17 protein-coding genes are annotated in these 17,266 nt (G+C 75.3%); 8 read left to right on the plus strand and 9 right to left on the minus strand.

Going from position 1 to position 17,266, the window contains the following annotated elements:
• Window positions 1-241: 241 nt before the first annotated feature.
• The 4 genes from ABZ945_RS05830 (at window position 242) to ABZ945_RS05845 (ending at window position 5,123) form a co-directional block, all read left to right on the plus strand.
• Window positions 242-1,624: a diaminobutyrate--2-oxoglutarate transaminase family protein gene (locus ABZ945_RS05830; RefSeq protein WP_361264445.1), complete on the plus strand. Its 1,383-nt coding sequence runs from the start codon at window positions 242-244 to the stop codon at window positions 1,622-1,624.
• A gap of 59 nt (window positions 1,625-1,683) precedes the next feature.
• Complete coding sequence (locus ABZ945_RS05835; RefSeq protein ID WP_361264674.1) at window positions 1,684-3,159, plus strand: pyridoxal-dependent decarboxylase; 1,476 nt, start codon at window positions 1,684-1,686, stop codon at window positions 3,157-3,159.
• A complete protein-coding gene (locus ABZ945_RS05840; RefSeq protein ID WP_361264448.1) occupies window positions 3,156-4,544 on the plus strand; it encodes a SidA/IucD/PvdA family monooxygenase in 1,389 nt (462 codons plus the stop codon). Before ABZ945_RS05835 ends, ABZ945_RS05840 begins: the two co-directional genes overlap by 4 nt.
• A 99-nt stretch (window positions 4,545-4,643) precedes the next feature.
• A complete protein-coding gene (locus ABZ945_RS05845) occupies window positions 4,644-5,123 on the plus strand; it encodes a nuclear transport factor 2 family protein (protein WP_361264451.1) in 480 nt (159 codons plus the stop codon).
• A gap of 10 nt (window positions 5,124-5,133) precedes the next feature.
• Here ABZ945_RS05845 and ABZ945_RS05850 read toward each other — a convergent pair whose 3' ends face one another.
• The 4 genes from ABZ945_RS05850 to ABZ945_RS05865 form a co-directional block, all read right to left on the minus strand.
• Window positions 5,134-5,736 carry a phosphatase PAP2 family protein gene (locus tag ABZ945_RS05850; RefSeq protein WP_361264453.1) on the minus strand — a complete coding sequence of 201 codons (603 nt, stop codon included), beginning with the start codon at window positions 5,734-5,736 and terminating at the stop codon, window positions 5,134-5,136.
• On the minus strand, window positions 5,733-6,959 hold the full coding sequence (locus ABZ945_RS05855; RefSeq protein WP_361264456.1) for an MAB_1171c family putative transporter: 1,227 nt from the start codon (window positions 6,957-6,959) through the stop codon (window positions 5,733-5,735). The genes ABZ945_RS05850 and ABZ945_RS05855 overlap by 4 nt, the downstream gene beginning before the upstream one ends.
• Window positions 6,956-7,552 (minus strand): toxin, encoded by a 597-nt coding sequence (locus tag ABZ945_RS05860; RefSeq protein ID WP_361264459.1) that lies wholly within the window; start codon window positions 7,550-7,552, stop codon window positions 6,956-6,958. Before ABZ945_RS05860 ends, ABZ945_RS05855 begins: the two co-directional genes overlap by 4 nt.
• Before the next feature lie 211 nt (window positions 7,553-7,763).
• Window positions 7,764-8,222 carry a hypothetical protein gene (locus tag ABZ945_RS05865; protein WP_361264462.1) on the minus strand — a complete coding sequence of 153 codons (459 nt, stop codon included), beginning with the start codon at window positions 8,220-8,222 and terminating at the stop codon, window positions 7,764-7,766.
• A 795-nt stretch (window positions 8,223-9,017) separates the two neighbouring features.
• Here ABZ945_RS05865 and ABZ945_RS05870 point away from each other — a divergent pair.
• Window positions 9,018-9,779: a VOC family protein gene (locus ABZ945_RS05870; protein WP_361264677.1), complete on the plus strand. Its 762-nt coding sequence runs from the start codon at window positions 9,018-9,020 to the stop codon at window positions 9,777-9,779.
• A 24-nt stretch (window positions 9,780-9,803) separates the two neighbouring features.
• On the opposite strand, the gene ABZ945_RS05875 is transcribed toward ABZ945_RS05870, so the two are convergent.
• Window positions 9,804-10,958: a protein kinase gene (locus ABZ945_RS05875; protein WP_361264466.1), complete on the minus strand. Its 1,155-nt coding sequence runs from the start codon at window positions 10,956-10,958 to the stop codon at window positions 9,804-9,806.
• Between the two features lie 209 nt (window positions 10,959-11,167).
• Here ABZ945_RS05875 and ABZ945_RS05880 point away from each other — a divergent pair, with 209 nt between their 5' ends.
• Entirely contained in the window at window positions 11,168-11,707 is a 540-nt protein-coding gene (locus tag ABZ945_RS05880) for a flavoprotein (protein ID WP_361264469.1), read from the plus strand.
• Window positions 11,708-11,715: 8 nt separating this feature from the next.
• Here ABZ945_RS05880 and ABZ945_RS05885 read toward each other — a convergent pair whose 3' ends face one another.
• The 4 genes from ABZ945_RS05885 to ABZ945_RS05900 form a co-directional block, all read right to left on the minus strand.
• Window positions 11,716-12,249 carry a GNAT family N-acetyltransferase gene (locus ABZ945_RS05885; RefSeq protein WP_361264472.1) on the minus strand — a complete coding sequence of 178 codons (534 nt, stop codon included), beginning with the start codon at window positions 12,247-12,249 and terminating at the stop codon, window positions 11,716-11,718.
• Between the two features lie 47 nt (window positions 12,250-12,296).
• The gene (locus ABZ945_RS05890) at window positions 12,297-14,213 is read right to left on the minus strand and encodes an ABC transporter permease (protein WP_361264680.1); all 1,917 of its coding nucleotides are present in this window, start codon (window positions 14,211-14,213) and stop codon (window positions 12,297-12,299) included.
• Between the two features lie 163 nt (window positions 14,214-14,376).
• Window positions 14,377-15,219, minus strand: coding sequence for a molybdate ABC transporter substrate-binding protein (gene modA, locus ABZ945_RS05895; protein WP_361264475.1), 843 nt, complete (start codon window positions 15,217-15,219; stop codon window positions 14,377-14,379).
• A 20-nt stretch (window positions 15,220-15,239) separates the two neighbouring features.
• Window positions 15,240-15,635, minus strand: a complete 396-nt coding sequence (locus tag ABZ945_RS05900; RefSeq protein ID WP_248635824.1) for a helix-turn-helix transcriptional regulator — start codon at window positions 15,633-15,635, stop codon at window positions 15,240-15,242.
• A 215-nt stretch (window positions 15,636-15,850) separates the two neighbouring features.
• Here ABZ945_RS05900 and ABZ945_RS05905 point away from each other — a divergent pair, with 215 nt between their 5' ends.
• Both ABZ945_RS05905 and ABZ945_RS05910 read left to right on the plus strand, forming a co-directional pair.
• Window positions 15,851-16,315, plus strand: coding sequence for a BlaI/MecI/CopY family transcriptional regulator (locus tag ABZ945_RS05905; protein ID WP_361264683.1), 465 nt, complete (start codon window positions 15,851-15,853; stop codon window positions 16,313-16,315).
• Between the two features lie 5 nt (window positions 16,316-16,320).
• Window positions 16,321-17,262 (plus strand): M56 family metallopeptidase, encoded by a 942-nt coding sequence (locus ABZ945_RS05910; RefSeq protein WP_361264479.1) that lies wholly within the window; start codon window positions 16,321-16,323, stop codon window positions 17,260-17,262.
• Window positions 17,263-17,266 lie beyond the last annotated feature (4 nt).

The following is a 17,266-nucleotide window of genomic DNA, read 5'->3' on the forward strand; positions in this document are numbered from 1 at the left end:
ACGGGGCGGGGCAAACCGGACGAGTCGTCACTCTTCCGGGCGATTAGTGGACGTACGTGCAAGCGGGACCATGCGGGCGTGACGTCAAGTTCGCGGCTGTCGTTGGCGGTTGTGTCGGTGGGACGCTGTCCTGGTGCGGTGGTGGGGGCGGGTGGCCGTCGCCGGAGGCGCATGTTCAGGTTAGGCTAACCTAACTGACCGTCAGAAGGATGACGCAGAACGACGAAGGGCGCTGTCCGCCATGCTGCGAGCCCAGCTTCTCGACCGTCAGACCCAGCGCGAGTCGGCGGCTCGCACCTACGCCCGCACCCTGCCGGTCGCCCCGGCCACGGCCGCCGGGGCCCAGGTCACCGGGGTCGACGGGCGGACCTATCTCGACTGCCTCTCCGGGGCGGGCACCCTCGCCCTCGGACACAACCACCCCGCCGTGATCGACGCCCTCCAGGCCACCCTGGCCTCCGGGGCGCTGCTGCACGCGCTGGATCTGATCACCCCGCAGAAGGACGCGTTCTGCGCCGAGTTCCTGCGCCATCTGCCCGGTGGGCTGCGCGAGGACGCCCGGCTGCACTTCTGCGGTCCGGCCGGGACGGACGCGGTGGAGGCGGCGCTGAAGCTGGCCCGTACGGCCACCGGGCGGCGCGGGATCGTCGCGTTCACCGGGGCGTACCACGGGATGACCCTGGGTGCGGCGGCCGTGTCCGGGCCCGCGGGGATGCGGGCGGGCGGCCCGGCCGACGCCCAGCCGGTGACCCGGGTGCCCTACCCGTACGCCTACCGCTGCCCGTTCGGCGTCGGCGGCGCCCCGGAGGCGGCGGGGGAGCTGTCGGCCCGGGTGCTGGAGAGCCTGATCACCGACCCCAGCAGCGGAGTCGAGCGGCCCGCCGCCGTGATCCTGGAGGTGGTGCAGGGCGAGGGCGGGGTGGTGGAGGGGCCGGACGGCTGGCTGCGCGAGGTCCGCCGGATCACCGCCGAGCACGGGGTGCTGCTGATCGTGGACGAGATCCAGACCGGCGTCGGCCGCACCGGGCACTTCTGGGCCTGCGAGCGCGCCGGGGTGGTTCCGGACATCCTGGTCGCCTCCAAGGCGGTCGGCGGCGGACTGCCGCTGGCCCTCATCGCGTACCGCTCCGAGCTGGACCGCTGGCTGCCCGGCGCGCACACCGGGACCTTCCGGGGCAACACCCTGGCGATGGTCGCCGGGGAGATCACCCTGCGCACGGTGGCGGCGGAGCAGCTGCCCGAGCGGGCCGCGAAACTGGGCGAGCGGATCCGCCGGGAGCTGCGGGACATGGCGGAGGGGCGGGCGGAGTTCGGTGAGGTACGGGGGAGGGGGCTGATGATCGGGGTGGAGATCGTGGACCCGGCGGGCCCGCCGGACCGGCTGGGCAACCCGCCCGGTGACCCGGTGCTGGCCTCCGCGCTGCGCGCCGCCTGCCTGGAGCGCGGACTGATGCTGGAGCTCGGCGGGCGGGAGGACACCGTGCTGAGGCTGCTGCCGCCGCTGACCCTGACGGACGGGGAGGCGGACGCGGTGCTGGAGCGGCTCGCGGGGGCGCTGGCGGCGGTCGCGCCGGGCCGGTCGGGTGGCCGGCGGGCCCCTCGGCAGGGGCGGCGGGGCGCGTGAGCGGGGTACGGGACAACCTGATCGGCGGTCCCACCGCCGACCCCCGGGGGTGCGCCGCGCTGGCCGGAGGGGTGGACGGGGCGGACGCGCTGGCGCCGCTGACCGGCGTGGTGCTGGACGCGCTGCGGGCCGGGGCGGTGCGGCGGGGCGGGCCCCTGCCCGGGGGCGGGCCCGAGGGGGTGGAGGAGCGGTTCGGCGCGCTGGAGGTGCTGCCCCGGCACGGGGTGGGCGCCGAGACGGCGCTGCGCGAACTGGTGGAGCTGGTCGCCGAGGGCGCCGCGGACCCGGCCGACCCGGCCTGCGCGGCCCATCTGCACTGCCCGCCGCTGGCCGTGGCCGCCGCCGCCGACCTGGCCGCCTCCGCGCTCAACCCCTCCATGGACTCCTGGGACCAGGCGCCCGCCGCCACCACCGTCGAACGGGCGGTCACCGCCGAGCTGGCCCGGCTGGTCTACCCGGGGACCTCCGGCCCCGACGCGCTGATCACCAGTGGGGGCACCGAGTCCAATCTGCTCGGGCTGCTGCTGGCCCGGGAGGAGGCCCGGGCCACGGGCGGGCGGACGGTACGGGTGGTGTGCGGGGCCACCGCCCACCACAGCGTCCGGCGGGCCGCCTGGCTGCTCGGGCTGCCCGAGCCGGTGGCCGTAGAGTGCCCGGGCGGGCGGCTGGACCCCGAGGCGGTACGCGGCGCCCTGGCCGCGCTGCCCGCCGACGCGGCCGCCCTGGTGGTGGCCACCGCCGGGACCACCGACGAGGGGCTGATCGACCCGCTGCCCGCGCTCGCCGACGCCGCCGCCGCGCACCGGGCGCGGCTGCACGTGGACGCCGCCTACGGGGGGCCGCTGCTGTTCAGCGAGCGGCTGGCCCCCCGGCTGGCCGGGGTCGAGCGGGCCGACTCGGTCACCTACGACCTGCACAAGCTGGGCTGGCAACCGGTGGCCGCGGGGGTGCTGGCCGTCGCCGACGCCCGGTACCTCGCGCCGCTGCAACTGACCGCCGACTACCTCAACGCCGACGACGACACCGAGGCCGGGCTGCCGGACCTGCTCGGCCGCTCGCTGCGCACCTCCCGGCGCCCCGACGCGCTGAAGATCGCCGCCACCCTGCGGGCCCTCGGCCGGGACGGCATGGCGGCGCTGGTGGAGCGGTGCGTGGCCACCGCCGAAGAGCTGGCCGCCCGGATCGACGCCCACCCGGGGCTGCGCCGCCGCCCCGGCGGTACGGGGATCAGCACCGTGCTGTTCCGGCCCACCGCCGCCGACGGGCTGCCCCCGGAGCAGGGGGACGCCCTGGTGGCCGAGGTGCGGCGGCGGCTGCTCCAGGAGGGGCGGGCGGTGCTGGGCCGCGCCCGCGCCGAGGACGGCGAGACCGACTCCGACCCCGGCATGACCCGGCTCTGGCTGAAGGCCACCCTGCTCCACCCGCACGCCCGGGCCGCCGACTTCGACGGGCTGCTGGACCTGGCCGCCGAACCCGCCGCTCCCACTCCACCCGCACCACGCACCACCGCACGTACCGACGGAGGAACCGTATGACCGCCAGCGACCCGATATCCGGCATGGATGACGCGGACGGCACCGCCGAGCGGCCGCTGGACCTGCTGGGGGTGGGCGCCGGGCCGTTCAACCTGTCGCTGGCGGCGCTGGCCGACGGGGTGCCCGGGCTGCGGGCCGCGTTCCTGGAGCAGCGCCCCGCCTTCCGCTGGCACCCCGGGCTGCTGATCGAGGGCGCCACCCTCCAGGTGCCCTTCCTCGCCGACCTGGTCAGCCTGGTGGACCCGACCAGCCGGTGGTCCTTCCTCAACTACGTACGCGCCACCGGGCGGCTGTTCCCGTTCTACTTCGCCGAGCGGTTCCATATCGACCGGGCCGAGTACGAGGCGTATCTGCGCTGGGCCAGCGAGGGGCTGGGCGGCTGCCGGTTCGGGCACCGGGTCGAGCGGCTGGCCTGGGACGCCGAACGGGCCGCGTTCGCGGTGGACTTCACCTACCAGGAGACCAGCCCCGGGCGGCTGTACGCGCGGCACCTGGCGCTGGGCGTCGGCACCGCCCCGTACGTACCGGAGCCGCTGCACTCCCTCGCCGCCGACCCCGGGGTGCCCGTACTGCACTCCGCCGACTACCTGGAGCACCGGGCGGAGCTGCTGGCCGCCCGACGGGTCACCGTGGTCGGGGCCGGGCAGTCCGGCGCCGAGATCCTGCTCGACCTGCTGCGGGCCCGTCCGGCCGGGGCGGAGGGGCTGAGCTGGCTGGCGCGCACCGAGGCGTTCGCGCCGATGGAGTACTCCAAGATCGGGCTTGAGCAGTTCACGCCCGACTACACCGCCTACTTCCGCGCGCTGCCCGAGGCGGAGCGCGACCGGCTGCTGCCCGCGCAGTGGCAGCTGTACAAGGGGGTCGACGCGGAGACCCTGGGCGCGATCCACGACGAGCTGTACCGGCGCACCCTGGGCGGCGGCTGGCCGGACGTGGTGCTGACCCCGGGGGTGGAGGTGACCGGGGCGGAGCGCCGCGGCGGGCGGCTGGAGCTGGCGCTGCGGCACCGGGGGCAGGACGCCCGGGAGACCCTGGCCACCGACGCCGTGGTGCTGGCCACCGGCTACCGCGAGCGGCCGCTGGAGGCGCTGCTCGGCCCGCTGGAGAAGTACCTCGGCCGGGACGGGGGCGGGCGGCCGCTGGTGGACGGGGAGCAGCGGCTGGTGCTCGATCCGGCGGTGGGCGGCTCGGTGTTCGTGCAGAACGCCGAGCGGCACAGCCACGGGGTGGGCGTGCCCGATCTGGGGCTGGCCGCCTGGCGGTCCGCGGTCATCGTCAACGCGCTCACCGGTGCGGACGGCGGCCCGGAGGCGTACCCGCTGCCCTCCCGTACCGCCTTCACCACCTTCGGCCTGCACCGGCCCCAGGGGACTCAGCCCGGGTAGACCAGGGTGGTGGCCGATGAGTTTCCCGGGCCGCGCGGGTCTCCCCTACCGAGGCATGCCGACGGGGCACCGACGCCCGGAGCGGAGGACCGAGGAGTCATGCGGGACGACAGCGAGCAGATCCGGGCGCTCATCGAACGGTGGGCCCAGGCGGTGCACCAGGGGCGTATCGACACCGTGGTGGAGGACCACGCCGAGGACATCGTGATGTTCGACGTTCCGCCGCCCTACCGGGGCGTGCGGGGTGCCGGGGCGTACCGGGAGGTCTGGCCGGCGTTCTTCGCGTGGCAGGCCCAGGGGGCCGTCTTCGGCATCGAGGAACTGGAGGTCACCGCCGGCCGGGACGTCGCCTTCGCCCACGCACTCGTGCGGTGCGGCACCGAGGAGGAACTCGCGGCCCGCCCGGGCTTCCGGATGCGGTTGACCCTGGGGCTGCGCAGGGAGGCGGGCCGCTGGGTGGTCGCGCACGAGCACCACTCCTTCCCCGACCTGAGCGGGTCCGAGCCCCAGAGCGGGGGCGGGGCACCGGACGGGGGCGAGGCTCCCAGCGGGGGCGATGCCAGCGGGCGGCCCGGCTGATCCCGCGGGTTCACCAGGGCAGATACACCAGGGTGGTGGCCGCGCCCAGTGCGCTGCCCGCGAGGACCTGGCCCGGTGTGTGGTAGCCCAGGGCCACCCGGGTCCAGCAGACGGCGGCCGTCATCGCGTAGCCGAGTAGCCACCAGGGGCTGTGCACGGCGGCGAGCAGCGCGACCACCGCCGAGGCGACGGCGGCGTCCACCGAGATCTTCCAGACCGTGTTGATCGCCAGCAGCCCGATGGTCATCACCCACAGCCCCAGCATGGCGAGGAGGATCCCGGTCGGGGCGTGCCCGGCGAGCATCAGCAGGGCGCCGGTGCCGACCGAGCCGAGGATGACGAGGAAGATCGGGGCGCGCTTGGTGCGGTCCACCACATGGCGGTCGCCCCAGCGGCCGCGCCCGCGCTCCCACTCGATGTACCCGGCGGGCACGATCCCGGCGCAGAGCGCGCCCAGCAGCCCCCAGAGCAGCCCGCTCCAGTGCCCGGCCGCCGCCCAGCCGATCCCGGTCATCCCGGCCAACAGCACATTGCGCGGCTGGAGGGCGTCGGTGACGGCCCGGGCGAGGGGCCGGGAGCGCTCGGCGGCGGTGAGGGTCGGGGCGGTGGTCATACGGCGGGCTCCAGGGGGTGCGCCAGGGCGCGGACCCGGTCGGGGTCGAGGGTGCGGTGGGCGGCGGCCACCCGGGTCAGCCGGGCCACCTCGCCGTCCTGGTCGGTGGCGTGCTGCGGGTCCACGGCGGCGGCCGGTCCGGCGGGCGCCCCGGCGGCCTTGCGGGCGAGGGCGGCGGCGATCCAGTAGGCGTCGGCCAGCGGGCCGGGGCCGCCGGCGGCGTCCCGGGCGGCGGGGGCCAGGGAGTCCGGCACATAGTGGCGCAGCTTCTCGCCGGCGTCCGCGATATCCGCCGCCCAGCGGTCGATCCGCAGGTCGGAGGGGGTGGAGAAGCGGGTCAGCTCGCGCAGGAGCGGGGCGGGCGGCTCGAAGGGCTGGTCGGGGAAGGCGGTCATCAGCTCGCGCCAGAGCGGGTAGAGCGCGGCCTGCGCCCGCCACAGCCGCACCCGCCGCCAGCCCTTGGAGAAGGCGGGCAGCGAGGCGCCCAGCGCGAACAGGGCGAAGAGCACGATCTGCGCCAGCTCGGTGGCCTTGTCGAAGGTCTGGGCGAAGGTGTGCGAGGGCGGAGCGAGGACGCTGATCCAGAGGAAGAGGGTCCGGCTGGCGGTGTAGCCGACGCCGATGAACATGGCCGCCGTCATCATCCCGAGCCCGGCACGCAGATGGCGGGCGGTGGCGGCGCCGGTGGCCAGCGCCCACTGGTAGGCGCAGACGGCGGAGGCGGCGCCGAGGTAGAGGTAGAAGACGCTCATGTAGAGCGTGGCGCCCCACTGCCCGGCGTGGTCGGAGACGAACCGGTCGGAGGGGGCCGAGCGGTCCACCACGGTGAAGAAGAGCACGGTCAGCAGGACCAGGGTGGCGGCGGAGGCCTTGGCCGCCACCTGCTGGACCAGCCGGGCGAACCGCACATGGCGGGGGACGGCGCCGCCGTCCTCGTAGCGGCCGTAGATCGCCACGATGTAGCTCAGGATGGCGAGGATGGCGACGGTCGCGGTGTAGTGCTTGATCAGTACGGCGAGGTCCACCACCGGGCTGTCGTTGAGCGCGGTGCGCACGGCCTTGGTCTTGGTCCACAGCGCGGCGGCGAACCCGGCGTAGCAGCCCCACAGGGCCCGGCGCCGCCGGTCCTCCTCGTCGCCCCACAGGGCGGCGGGCATCCGCCACAGGGCGACGGCGGTCATCACTCCGGCTATCAGATAGCCGGCGAGGTCGAGCGCGCTCACGGGCGGTCCTCGGGGTCGGTGGTCTCGGGGGTGGCGGTGCGGCGGCGGAACAGGCCCGGCAGCAGCGGCCCGCGGCGGTGGGCCACCGGCCGGGACAGCGAGTTGTCGAGCCGGCCCACCATGTCGTCGCTGGTGGCGTCGCGGGCCATCCGCCCGATGAGCGAGGCCCCCAGCTCGGCCATCCGCTCGTCATGGGTGTCGTACTGGGCCCGGGCCTGCACGGTGGCCCCGGTGCCCAGCACCCGGCCGATCAGGGAGGCGTCGAAGACCGGGAGCAGCCGGCCGAGCGCCTCGGCGTCCAGTCCGGTGCCGTGGTCGAACCACTCATGGCACAGCTCGTGCAGGATGACGTGCTGGGTCTGGTACGCGGTGGGGCGGCGCCGGTAGAGGACCAGGCTGGTGTCCCCGGCGGACAGCCGCAGCCCGCAGGCGCCGTTCACCCGGGCGAATCGTTCCGGCAGCTCCCGCAGCACGAGGGTCCGGCCGCGGGCGGCCGCCATCGCGGCGGCCAGCGCCTCCACGGTGAAGGGCACCGGGACCGGCAGATCGGCCAGCCCGGCCTCGCACTCCCGGCGCAGCTCCCGCATGGACATGGGCTCCCCAGGCCTCGGTGTGGTCGTGACCGCTCCCCCGTGCCGGAGGCGGGCCCGGTCGGCGGGGGCGTGGGTGCGCGTTGCTGTGCGTACACACCCGTGCCGGTGACATGCGCCGGATGATCCTACCGGCCGTTCCGCTTCCGGCCCCTGCCGGACGCCTTGCCGGACGCCTTGCCGGGGCCCCTACCGGGGCCTTATCGGGCGGTGTTCACGGCCCGTCCTGGGGAGCGGCGCCGGGCCGCCCCTGCCCCCGGTTCTGCTTCTCCTCCTCCAGGAGGGAGAGCGCGAGCTCCAGCAGTTCGGCCGGAATTCCGTCCTCGCCCATCCCGCGCGCCGCGATGCCGACGATGTCCCCGGTGCGGCTCTTGGCGAGGAACTGGAGCCCCGCCACCACATCGTCGACGACCTCCGACTCCTCCTTGAAGAACCGCCAGTCCACGCCGAAGCCCAGCCCGAGCGCCTTCAGGATCTCCTCGGAGGGGTGGGTGACCTTGCCCGCCAGGATGTTGGAGAAGTAGCTGTGGGAGAGCGAGCCGCCGCGCTCCTTGACCAGGTCGGCGAAGAACCGGCCGGAGACCCGTTGGCCGGGAAAGGTCCGCTCGACCATGTACGAGACCTTCTGCTGCAGCGTCCTCAGCTCGGGCGCGCGCTGTTCGCCGTCGGTCATCCGGTGTCTCCCGGTCGCGAGTTGTTCGCATACGGTCACGGGCCCCGTACGGTGGCCCACCGCCCTTCCGCCTTCACAGCGGATTCGGACTTGCGTAACCACTCTACGTCACTGTTAACTCGAAAAAACACGGGCAGGGGGCCACGAGGGGAGTCCCTTGCCCGTGCCTGGCGCTTGCCCGGTCCGGATGGCCCGGTCCGGCCCTCGGGCGCGTGCGGGCATAGGTGTAGCCCGTCGCGACGGGGGATGCACGACGGGCTACAGCCCTCAGTATGACACCCCGTCAAGCGGATGTACCGACCGACTCGCAGATTTTCGACGCGCGGGACGGGACAAGCCTCGCTAGCGTGACAATTCGGGCCGGTTTTTCCGGAGACAGTCCGCCGAACGAGCGAGATCCGCGCGCGATCCGCACGAGATACGGGTGCGATCCGCGTCCGATCCCGCGTCCGACCCGGGTGCGCGCGGGTGGGATCCGAAGGGATCTCCGAGAGGGATTTCGAGAGGGATCCGAGTGGGATCCGAGAGGGATCCGAAAGGAGCCCCGGGTGCGCTCCCGGGGCGATCCGAGGGGGGGGATCGGGTCCCCCGTACGGGATCGACGTACGGGATCGGCGTACGGGATCGGCGTACGGCGGCCGAGTGGGAGAGAAGAGCATCGCCATGACCGCACACCCCGCAGAACCCGCACCGTCCACCCGGACCGGCCAGGCCGCCGGGAGCGAGCCGACCGTCCACGCCACCGCGGCCGGCCAGGCCGACGTGCGCGAGGGCACGCCGATCTGGGCGGACGCCATGTTCGCCGACCTCGCGGGCGCCAAGAGCTACTACGCGGAGGTGCTCGGCTGGACGTTCGGCGAGGCGTCCACCGAGTACGGCAACTACACGCAGGCGTACGCCGAGGGCAAGGCGGCCGCCGCCGTGGTGCCGCCGATGCCGGGCGCGGAGGACTTCTCGGCGTGGTGCCTCTACCTCGCCTCGCCGGACGCCGCCGCCACCGCCGAGAAGATCCGCCGGAACGGCGGGCAGCTGCTGATGGAGCCCATGACCGTCGGCGACTTCGGCACCATGGCGCTGGCCCGGGAGCCGAGCGGCGTCGTCTTCGGTGTCTGGCAGCCCGGCACCCACCGCGGTTTCGACGCCCGGCCGCCGATGCGCGGGGCCTACTGCTGGGCCGAGGTCTTCACCCGGGAACCGGAGCGCGCCGACGCCTTCTTCCAGGCGGTCTTCGGCTACCGGCAGCAGCGGATGGACGACCCCGGCGGCGACTTCCGCCTCTACAACCTGGGCGAGGACACCGTGCTGGGCCGGATGTCGATCAGCGGCGAGGACTTCCCGCCCGAGATGCCGCCCTATCTGAACGTCTACTTCACCGTGGACGACGTGGACCGGGCCTGCGCCAGGACCCGCGAGCTGGGCGGCAGCGTCTACTACGGCCCGATGGACAGCCCGTTCGGCAGGTTCGCCGCGCTGGGCGACCCGATGGGCGCGGCGTTCTCGGTGATCGACATCCACACGGTGAAGGGCGAGATGCCGCGGATGGAGGACGTGTCCTGACGGGGGCGCGAGCGGACGGCCCGGTCACCGCCCCGTAGTGGTGGAGGCGGCCGGGGCGGTGACGGCGCCGGTGGTGGGTTCGGCGGGGGTGTTGGCCGAGCCGGTGTCGGGCGCGAAGATCGCCATGCCCAGCCAGACGGCGGCCAGGAAGGCCACCGTCCCGGCGATGGCGCTGGCCACCCGGGGGCGGCGGCTGACGAAGGCGCGGGCCGAGGTGGTGGGGCGCCGGGTGGGCTGGGCGCGCCGGCCGCGGCCGGTACGCGGGGCAGCGGTGCCCGGCAGGGCGTACGTGGTGGGGCCGGAGGGCCGGGTGGTGGGCGCCGGGGCCGGGCGGACGGCCGGGGCCAGGTGGGCGGGGGCGGTGCGCCAGACGCCGGAGCCGAAGAAGTCGGCGGTCTCCTGGGCGCTGGGCCGCGCCTCGGGCCGCTTGGCGAGCATGGCCAGCAGCCGCCGCTCGAACTCCGGGGTGACCGGCACCCCCAGGGTGGTCGGCGGCACCGGCGCGGAGTCGATGTGCTGGTACAGGATGGCCGTGGAGGTGTCGGCGTGGAACGGCGGCTGCCCGGTGAGCAGCTGGTACAGCACACAGCCCAGCGAGTACACGTCCGAGGCGGGCCCGGCCGGCTGCCCGAGGGCCCGTTCGGGGGCCAGATAGAGGCTGGTGCCCACGATCTGCCCCGCGGTGGTCAGCGCGGCGGCCGGGTCGTCCACGAACCGGGCTATGCCGAAGTCGCCCAGCTTCACCGTGCCGTCGGCGTCGGTGAGGAGGTTGCCGGGCTTGATGTCCCGGTGCACGATGCCCTGCCGGTGGGCGAGGGCCAGCCCGGCGGCGGTGTGCGCGGCGACCACGGCCACCCGGTCGGGGGTGAGTGCCCCCGCCCCGGCCAGCTCCTGGGCCAGGCTGTGCCCGGCCACGTACTCCATGACCAGGTAGAACCGGCCGTCCCAGGCGCCGAAGTCGAAAACCCCGACCACATGCGGGTGGCTCAGCCGGGCGGCGGTCTGCCCCTCCAGCCGGAAGCGCGCCGCCGTCTCCGCGTCGGAGTCGTCGCCCAGCAGCAGCTTCAGTGCCACCGGCCGGCCCAGCACCTCGTCCGTGGCGCGCCAGACCTCTCCCATCGCACCGCGGCCGATGGCCGACTCCACCCGGTAACGGTCCGCCACCAGCACCCTGTGCACCTACCCGCCTGACCGACTGCTCTGAAGTGTTCCGGCGGATCGGCCGCGCCGCAGGGGGCGTGGTGGGGGGCGAGTCCGCGACAGGCTCAGGGTACTCACCCGCTCGGGTGCCCCGACAGGACGGTGGGACGGACGACCGCGGGACCGGCACGGTGTCAGGGGCGGTGTACCGTCCGCCCGTTGGCCGTCCCCCGGAGTCAGGAGCCGCAATGACCGCAGGCGAGGCCGAGGACACCGCCCGGCGGCCGCTGCTGGGGGTGGTCGTCTGCGCGGCCGGGGTCGCCGTCGGCGTCGGCGAACTGCTGGCCCAGGCCCGGGAGCGGGGCTGGGAGACCGGGGTGATCGCCACCCCGCAGGGGCTGGGCTTCCTGGACCGCGCCGCCGTGGAGGCGGCGACCGGCCGCCCGGTCCGGTCGGCCTGGCGGCTGCCCGGCGAGGAGCGGCCGTCACGCGACCCGGACGCCCTGGCGGTCGCCCCGGCCACCTTCAACACCCTCAACAAGTGGGCCGCCGGGATCGCCGACACCCTGGCCCTGGGCATCCTCTGCGAGGCCTACGGGAAGGGGGTGCCCACCGCCGCACTCCCGGCCGTCGGCCCCCCGCTCAGCGCCCACCCCGCGTACGCCCGCAGCCTGGCCACCCTGCGGGAGATGGGCGTCCTGATCGGCGGCGGGAACGGCTTCCGCTGGGCGGAGGCCCTGGAACTGCTGGAGCCCGCCCGGCTACGGCTCACCGGCGGAGCCGCGTAACCGAAGGATCATCTCGGCGCGAGGAAGACCACGACGTCCGTCGGGTCCCCGGGCAGTGGTGCGGGCTCCTGCCAGCCCATCCGGCGGTAGAACGCGAGCGTGTCCGGTGCCCCGCCCCAGGCCAGCAACCAGGCACGCCCGTCCGGCACCGCCTCGGTGAGGGCGCCCAGCAGCCGCCGCCCCAGCCCCGTCCCCCGGGCGTGCTCCCGCACCCCCAGCTCGTCCACCTCGAAGGCGCCGACCAGCAACTCCGCCACCCGCTCGGCGCCGAGCCGGCGCGTCACCCGGGGGTAGGCGCGGTCGGTACGGAACGGGGCGAGGGTGGTCCACCCGGTGGCGAACCCGTCGACCCCGCCGCCGTCCGACAGGGCGAGCACGGCCCGGAACCCGGGGCGGTAGGCGTCGGTCTCCAGCCGCGCCCGAAACGCCGCCCGGGTCTCCGCACGGTCCCGGTGCTGCCAGGGAGGGGCGGTGAAGACCTCCGCGTACACCTCCGCGAGTTGGTCGGCCACGGTGAGGATGTCCCGCTCGAAGTGCCGCATGAGGGCTGAACCTATCCCCGGGGGCCGGGTGTCGGGTAGATGAGGGCTCAGCGGGGGACGAGGACGACCTCGGTGGCTTTGACGGCCGCGTACACCGGGGTGCCGTCGGTGAGGGCGAGGTCGGCGGCGGCGGCCGGGGTGATCTCGGCTACCAGGTCGGGGGCGTCCGCGCAGGTGATCAGGGTGCGCAGGCGGGAGCCGACCGCGGTGATCTCGCGGACCGTGCCCGGCCAGGTGTTGCGCGGGCTGCCGCCGGGTGGTTCGCGGTGCAGCGAGACGGCCTCGGGGGCGATGATCGCCAGGGCTTCGGTGCCGGGGATGAGGGGTTCGGCGGCGACCACGGCCGCGCCGCCGGGGACGGTCAGGCCTTCGGTGGTGGCGGTGCCCGGCCAGGCGTTGCGGCCCAGCATCCGGGCCACCCAGGCCGAGCGGGGGTGCCGGGCGACCTCGGCGGGGGCGGCGTACTGCACCGGGCGCCCGTCCTCCAGGACGAGGACCCGGTCGGCCAGCGAGACCGCCTCCACCGGGTCGTGGGTGACCATCAGGCAGACCCCGCCGAAGCCGTCCAGATGGCGGCGGAGGGTGTGCCGGACATGGGCGCGGGTGGTCTGGTCGAGCGCGGCCAGCGGTTCGTCGAGGAGGAGCAGGCGGGGGCGGGCGGCCAGCGCCCGGGCCAGGGCGACCCGCTGGGCCTGGCCGCCGGAGAGCTGGGCCGGGCGGCGGTGGGCCAGCTGCCCGACCCCGAGCCGGTCCAGCCACTCCTGGGCGGTGCGCCGGGCCTCGGTGCGGGCTGTGCCCTGGGCGCGCAGCCCGTAGGCGGTGTTGGCGAGGGCGGTGAGGTGGGGGAAGAGGGCGCCGTCCTGCGGCACCCAGGCGACCTGGCGGCGGTGCGGGGCCAGCGTGCTGACCTCGTCGCCGCCGAGCCGGAGCCGGGCGGTGGCCCGGTCGGTGAGCCCCAGCAGGGCGCGCAGCAGGGTGGTCTTCCCGGCGCCGTTGGGGCCGACCACGGCGATGGTGGTGCCGGGCTCGGCGTCCAGGGTGAGCTGGAGGAAGCCGGTGAGGTCGGCGTGCAGGGACCAGGGGGTGGTGGGGGGCGATGCCTCCTGGTGCGGGGGCGGTGCCGCCGGGCTTGGGGGGACGGGGTCGGCGGGCTGTTCCGGGGCGGTCGGGTGGCGGTCCCTGGGGGTGGTGGACCAGCGGCCGCGCAGGGCGATGAGCACCGCCATGGCGATGGCCAGCAGCAGGAGGGAGACCGAGGTCGCGGCCTCGGGGCGCTCCTGGAGCAGCAGGTACACCTGGAGCGGCAGGGTCTGCGTACTGCCGGGCAGATTGCCCGCGAAGGTGATCGTGGCGCCGAACTCGCCCAGTGCCCGCGCCCAGGTGAGCGCCGCCCCGGCGGCCAGGCCGGGGGCCACCATCGGCAGGGTGACCGTGGCGAACACCCGGGCCGGGGAGGCGCCCAGGGAGGCGGCGGTCTCCTCGTAGCGCCGGTTCAGGCCCGCCAGCGCGCCCTCCAGGCTGATCACCAGGAACGGCATGGCGACGAAGGTGGCGGCGACCACCGCCCCGGAGGTGTGGAACGGCAGGGTGACGCCGAACCAGTCCTCCAGCCACGGCCCGAGCAGCCCGCGCCGCCCGAAGCCGAGCAGCAGCGCCACCCCGCCCACGGTCGGCGGCAGCACCATCGGCAGCAGGACGAGCGAGCGGACCAGGGCCTTGCCGGGGAAGTCCACCCGGGCCAGCAGCCAGGCCAGCGGCACCCCGAGGAGCAGCGACAGCCCCAGCGCCCAGAAGGACACCAGCAGGGACAGCCGCAGCGCCTGGAGTGCCTCCGGGCTGGTGAGGTGGGCGCCCAGCTCGCCCCAGGAGGTGCGGGCCAGGATGCCGACGAGCGGCAGGAGAAGGAAGCCGACGGCGAGCAGGGCGGGCAGGACGAGCGGGACGGGCACCCGGGTCCGGGGCATGGCCGGGTGCCCGTCCCGGGCACGGAGGCGTGCGCCCGCACGCGCCCCTGCCCGCACCCGGTCCTTCATGCCCATGCGTTCGTTCCTGCCGTCCGTGTCCTGCGACTCAGCCCTGCCGCTCTCAGCCCTGCGGCTCTCAGCCGCCGCTCTCAGCCTTGCCGCTTCAGGCCTGGGGCTTCGGCGACTGGAAGCCGGCCTCCAGGAGGATCTTCTGCCCCTCGGGGCCGGACAGCCAGGCGACGAACGCCTTGGCGGCGGCCGCGTTCTTGGAGTCCTTCAGCGCGGCGGCCGGGTACTCGGCGATGGCGTTCTGGTCGTCCGGGATCTCGACGGCGTCCACCTTGTCGGGGGCGCTGTCGGCGTCCGTCTTGTAGACCAGGCCCGCGTCCGCCTCGCCCAGCTGGACCTTGCTCAGCACCGCGCGGACGCTGGCCTCCTGGGAAACCGGCTTCACGGTGATCTTCTGCTTGTCCAGCACCTGCTTGCTGTACTTGCCGGCCGGCACCTCGGGGGCGGCCAGCACCACCTTGAGCTTGGGGTCGGCGAGGTCCTTCAGCTCGTCGACCTTCTCGGGGTTGCCCTCGCCGGTGGCGATGACCAGGCGGTTCTTGGCGATCACCACCGGCGCCTCGGCGTCCGCCTTCACCTTGTCCATGCTCTTGGTGTCGGCGGTGACCAGGGCGTCGGCGGGGGCGCCGTTCTGGATCTGGGCGATCAGCTCCTGCGAGCCGGCGAAGGAGAAGTTCAGCTTGGTGCCGGGGTGGCTCTTCTCGTACGCGGCTCCCGCCGTCTTGAAGACGTCGGTGAGGGAGGCCGCGGCCAGCACGGTGAGATCGGCCGCGGGCGCCTGGGGGGCGGAGGCGGACGGCGAGGCGCTCCGGCCCTCGTCCTTGGTGCCGGAGTCGGCGTCGGAGCCGCAGGCGGCGAGCGGGAGCAGCAGCGCGGTACCGGCGAGGGCGGCCGCGGCGCGGCGGCGGGCGGGGAGCGGGGGCAGGGACAGGGACATCGGGGCGACTCCTGGAGTCGTCAGGGGCGGTCGATATGGACGCTGGTGGACTTCACACGGGCCGTGGCCTGCATGCCGACCTCCAGGCCCAGTTCCTCGACGGCCTCACGGGTGAGCAGGGAAACCAGTCGGTGCGGCCCGGCCTGGATCTCGACCTGGGCCGCGACATCGCCGAGCTTGATCGCGGTGACGATGCCCGGGAACGCGTTGCGGGCGGAGGTGTAGGGGACGTCTTCCTCCCCGTTGCCCTGCTGCGCCACCTCGATCGAGAACGCGGCCAGGGCCTGCCCGTCGATGAGGCGGCGGCCGCCTTCGTCGCGATGGGTCGCGACCCGTCCGGCATCCGCCCAGCGGCGCGCGGTGTCCGGGCTGACGCCCAGCAGCCGCGCGGCCTGACCGATTGTGTAGGACTGCATGTCCGGAACGGTAGGCACCATGACCTCTTGTTTGCAATGTTTCAGCGCATTGGCCATGGCAGATGCGAGGGTGGTCGGAGGATCCTCCAAGGGGAGGGGCGGCGGATGGCCCGGCGCCCTGCGGGGGGCGGCCACTACGCTGGGCGACCGGCGGAGAGCGCGGTGGGCGGCGAGCTGCGGTGGGTGGAGGGAGCGGGATGGCGGAGGGAGCGGGGATGACCGGGCGGGACCGGGCGGGGGACGGCGGCGGGGCGCGGGGCGGTGCCCCGGAGCCGCCGCGCAGGCGCGGGCAGGGCGAGTTGGAGGCGCAGGTGCTGGCCGCGCTGCGGCAGGCGCGTACTCCGGTGAACACCGGCTGGGTGCAGGAGCGCCTGGGGACCGGCCTGGCGTACACCACGGTGATCACCATCCTGACCCGGCTGCACGCCAAGGGGGCGGTCACCCGGGAGCGCTCCGGGCGGTCGTTCGTCTGGACCCCGACGGCCGACGAGGCGGGTCTCGCCGCGCTGCGGATGCGCCGGGTGCTGGACGGGGAGCCGGACCGGGGCGCGGTGCTGGCCAGCTTCGTCACCGCGCTGCCGCCCGGGGACGAGGAGCTGCTGCGCGGGCTGCTCGCCCAGACCGAGGAGGGGGAAGGGGACGACGAGGGGGACGGGGCCGGCGGCGGGGTGGGGGGCTGACCGCCGTGGGCGTCTTCGTCTTCCTGCCGCTGGTGCTGCCGCTGAGCGCCTGGCCGGTGGCCCGCCTCGCCGAGCAGCACCTCCACCCGCGTACGGCCACCCGGCTGCTGGGCGTGGTCGCCGTCGTCCTGGCCCTGTGCAGCACCCTGTGCCTGGCGCTGCTGATGGTGGTCGGCACCGCCCAACTGCCCGGCAACCCGCTGCCGGACGGCTGGTCCGACCCGGAGGTACGGGCGGCCGTGCCGTACGACGAGGTGGCGGGCCCGGCCGCGATCCCGGCCCTGCTCGCGGTGGTGGCCGCGGCGGTGCGCACCGGGTGGCGGCACCGGCGGGTGCGCCGCCGGGCCGGCCGGGCGCTCGGCGCGCTGCGCCCGTCCTCGGTGGCGGTGCTGCCGGACCCGGTCCCGTACGCGTACGCGCTGCCCGGCGGCGTACGGGGTACGGGGGGCAGGGTGGTGGTGAGCACCGGGATGCTGGCCGGGCTGACGGCAGCCGAGCGGCGGGCGCTCTTCGCCCATGAGCGGGCCCATCTGGCGGCCGGCCACCACCGCTATCTGCTGGCGGTACGGCTGGCCGCGGGCGCCAACCCGTTCCTGCGGCCGCTCGGCACCGCCGTGGCGTACACCGCCGAGCGGTGGGCCGACGAGGAGGCCGCCGTGGCGGTGGGCAGCCGGCGCACGGTGGCACGGGCCATCGGCAAGGCGGCGCTGGTCTCGCGGGGAGCGCCCGTACCGACCCTCGCCGGGCTGGCCGCGGCGGGCCCGGTCCCGCGCCGGGTGGCCGCGCTGCTGCGGCCCGCCCCGGCCGGGTACCGCTGGCCGCCGCTGCGGACCACGGCGGGGCTGGCCGCCTGGGGCGCCACGGCCGGGGTGGCGGCCTCGGCCTGGTCCTCGGCCAACTCCGCGGTCACCCTCTTCTTCGTCCTGCGGGCGGCGACCCCGCTCTGAGCGA

This window comes from Streptomyces sp. NPDC046887, from assembly GCF_040644755.1.
GTDB lineage: Bacteria > Actinomycetota > Actinomycetes > Streptomycetales > Streptomycetaceae > Streptomyces > Streptomyces lichenis.

Excerpts from the sequence above, each read along its gene's own strand:
- ABZ945_RS05905 (WP_361264683.1), top strand. The coding sequence starts at position 15,851 with ATGACCGGGCGGGACCGGGCGGGGGACGGCGGCGGGGCGCGGGGCGGT.
- ABZ945_RS05860 (WP_361264459.1), bottom strand. The coding sequence starts at position 7,552 with ATGTCCATGCGGGAGCTGCGCCGGGAGTGCGAGGCCGGGCTGGCCGAT.
- ABZ945_RS05830 (WP_361264445.1), top strand. The coding sequence starts at position 242 with ATGCTGCGAGCCCAGCTTCTCGACCGTCAGACCCAGCGCGAGTCGGCG.
- ABZ945_RS05870 (WP_361264677.1), top strand. The coding sequence starts at position 9,018 with ATGTTCGCCGACCTCGCGGGCGCCAAGAGCTACTACGCGGAGGTGCTC.
- ABZ945_RS05865 (WP_361264462.1), bottom strand. The coding sequence starts at position 8,222 with ATGACCGACGGCGAACAGCGCGCGCCCGAGCTGAGGACGCTGCAGCAG.
- ABZ945_RS05890 (WP_361264680.1), bottom strand. The coding sequence starts at position 14,213 with ATGCCCCGGACCCGGGTGCCCGTCCCGCTCGTCCTGCCCGCCCTGCTC.
- ABZ945_RS05840 (WP_361264448.1), top strand. The coding sequence starts at position 3,156 with ATGACCGCCAGCGACCCGATATCCGGCATGGATGACGCGGACGGCACC.
- ABZ945_RS05880 (WP_361264469.1), top strand. The coding sequence starts at position 11,168 with ATGACCGCAGGCGAGGCCGAGGACACCGCCCGGCGGCCGCTGCTGGGG.
- ABZ945_RS05885 (WP_361264472.1), bottom strand. The coding sequence starts at position 12,249 with ATGCGGCACTTCGAGCGGGACATCCTCACCGTGGCCGACCAACTCGCG.
- modA (WP_361264475.1), bottom strand. The coding sequence starts at position 15,219 with ATGTCCCTGTCCCTGCCCCCGCTCCCCGCCCGCCGCCGCGCCGCGGCC.
- ABZ945_RS05845 (WP_361264451.1), top strand. The coding sequence starts at position 4,644 with ATGCGGGACGACAGCGAGCAGATCCGGGCGCTCATCGAACGGTGGGCC.
- ABZ945_RS05900 (WP_248635824.1), bottom strand. The coding sequence starts at position 15,635 with ATGCAGTCCTACACAATCGGTCAGGCCGCGCGGCTGCTGGGCGTCAGC.
- ABZ945_RS05850 (WP_361264453.1), bottom strand. The coding sequence starts at position 5,736 with ATGACCACCGCCCCGACCCTCACCGCCGCCGAGCGCTCCCGGCCCCTC.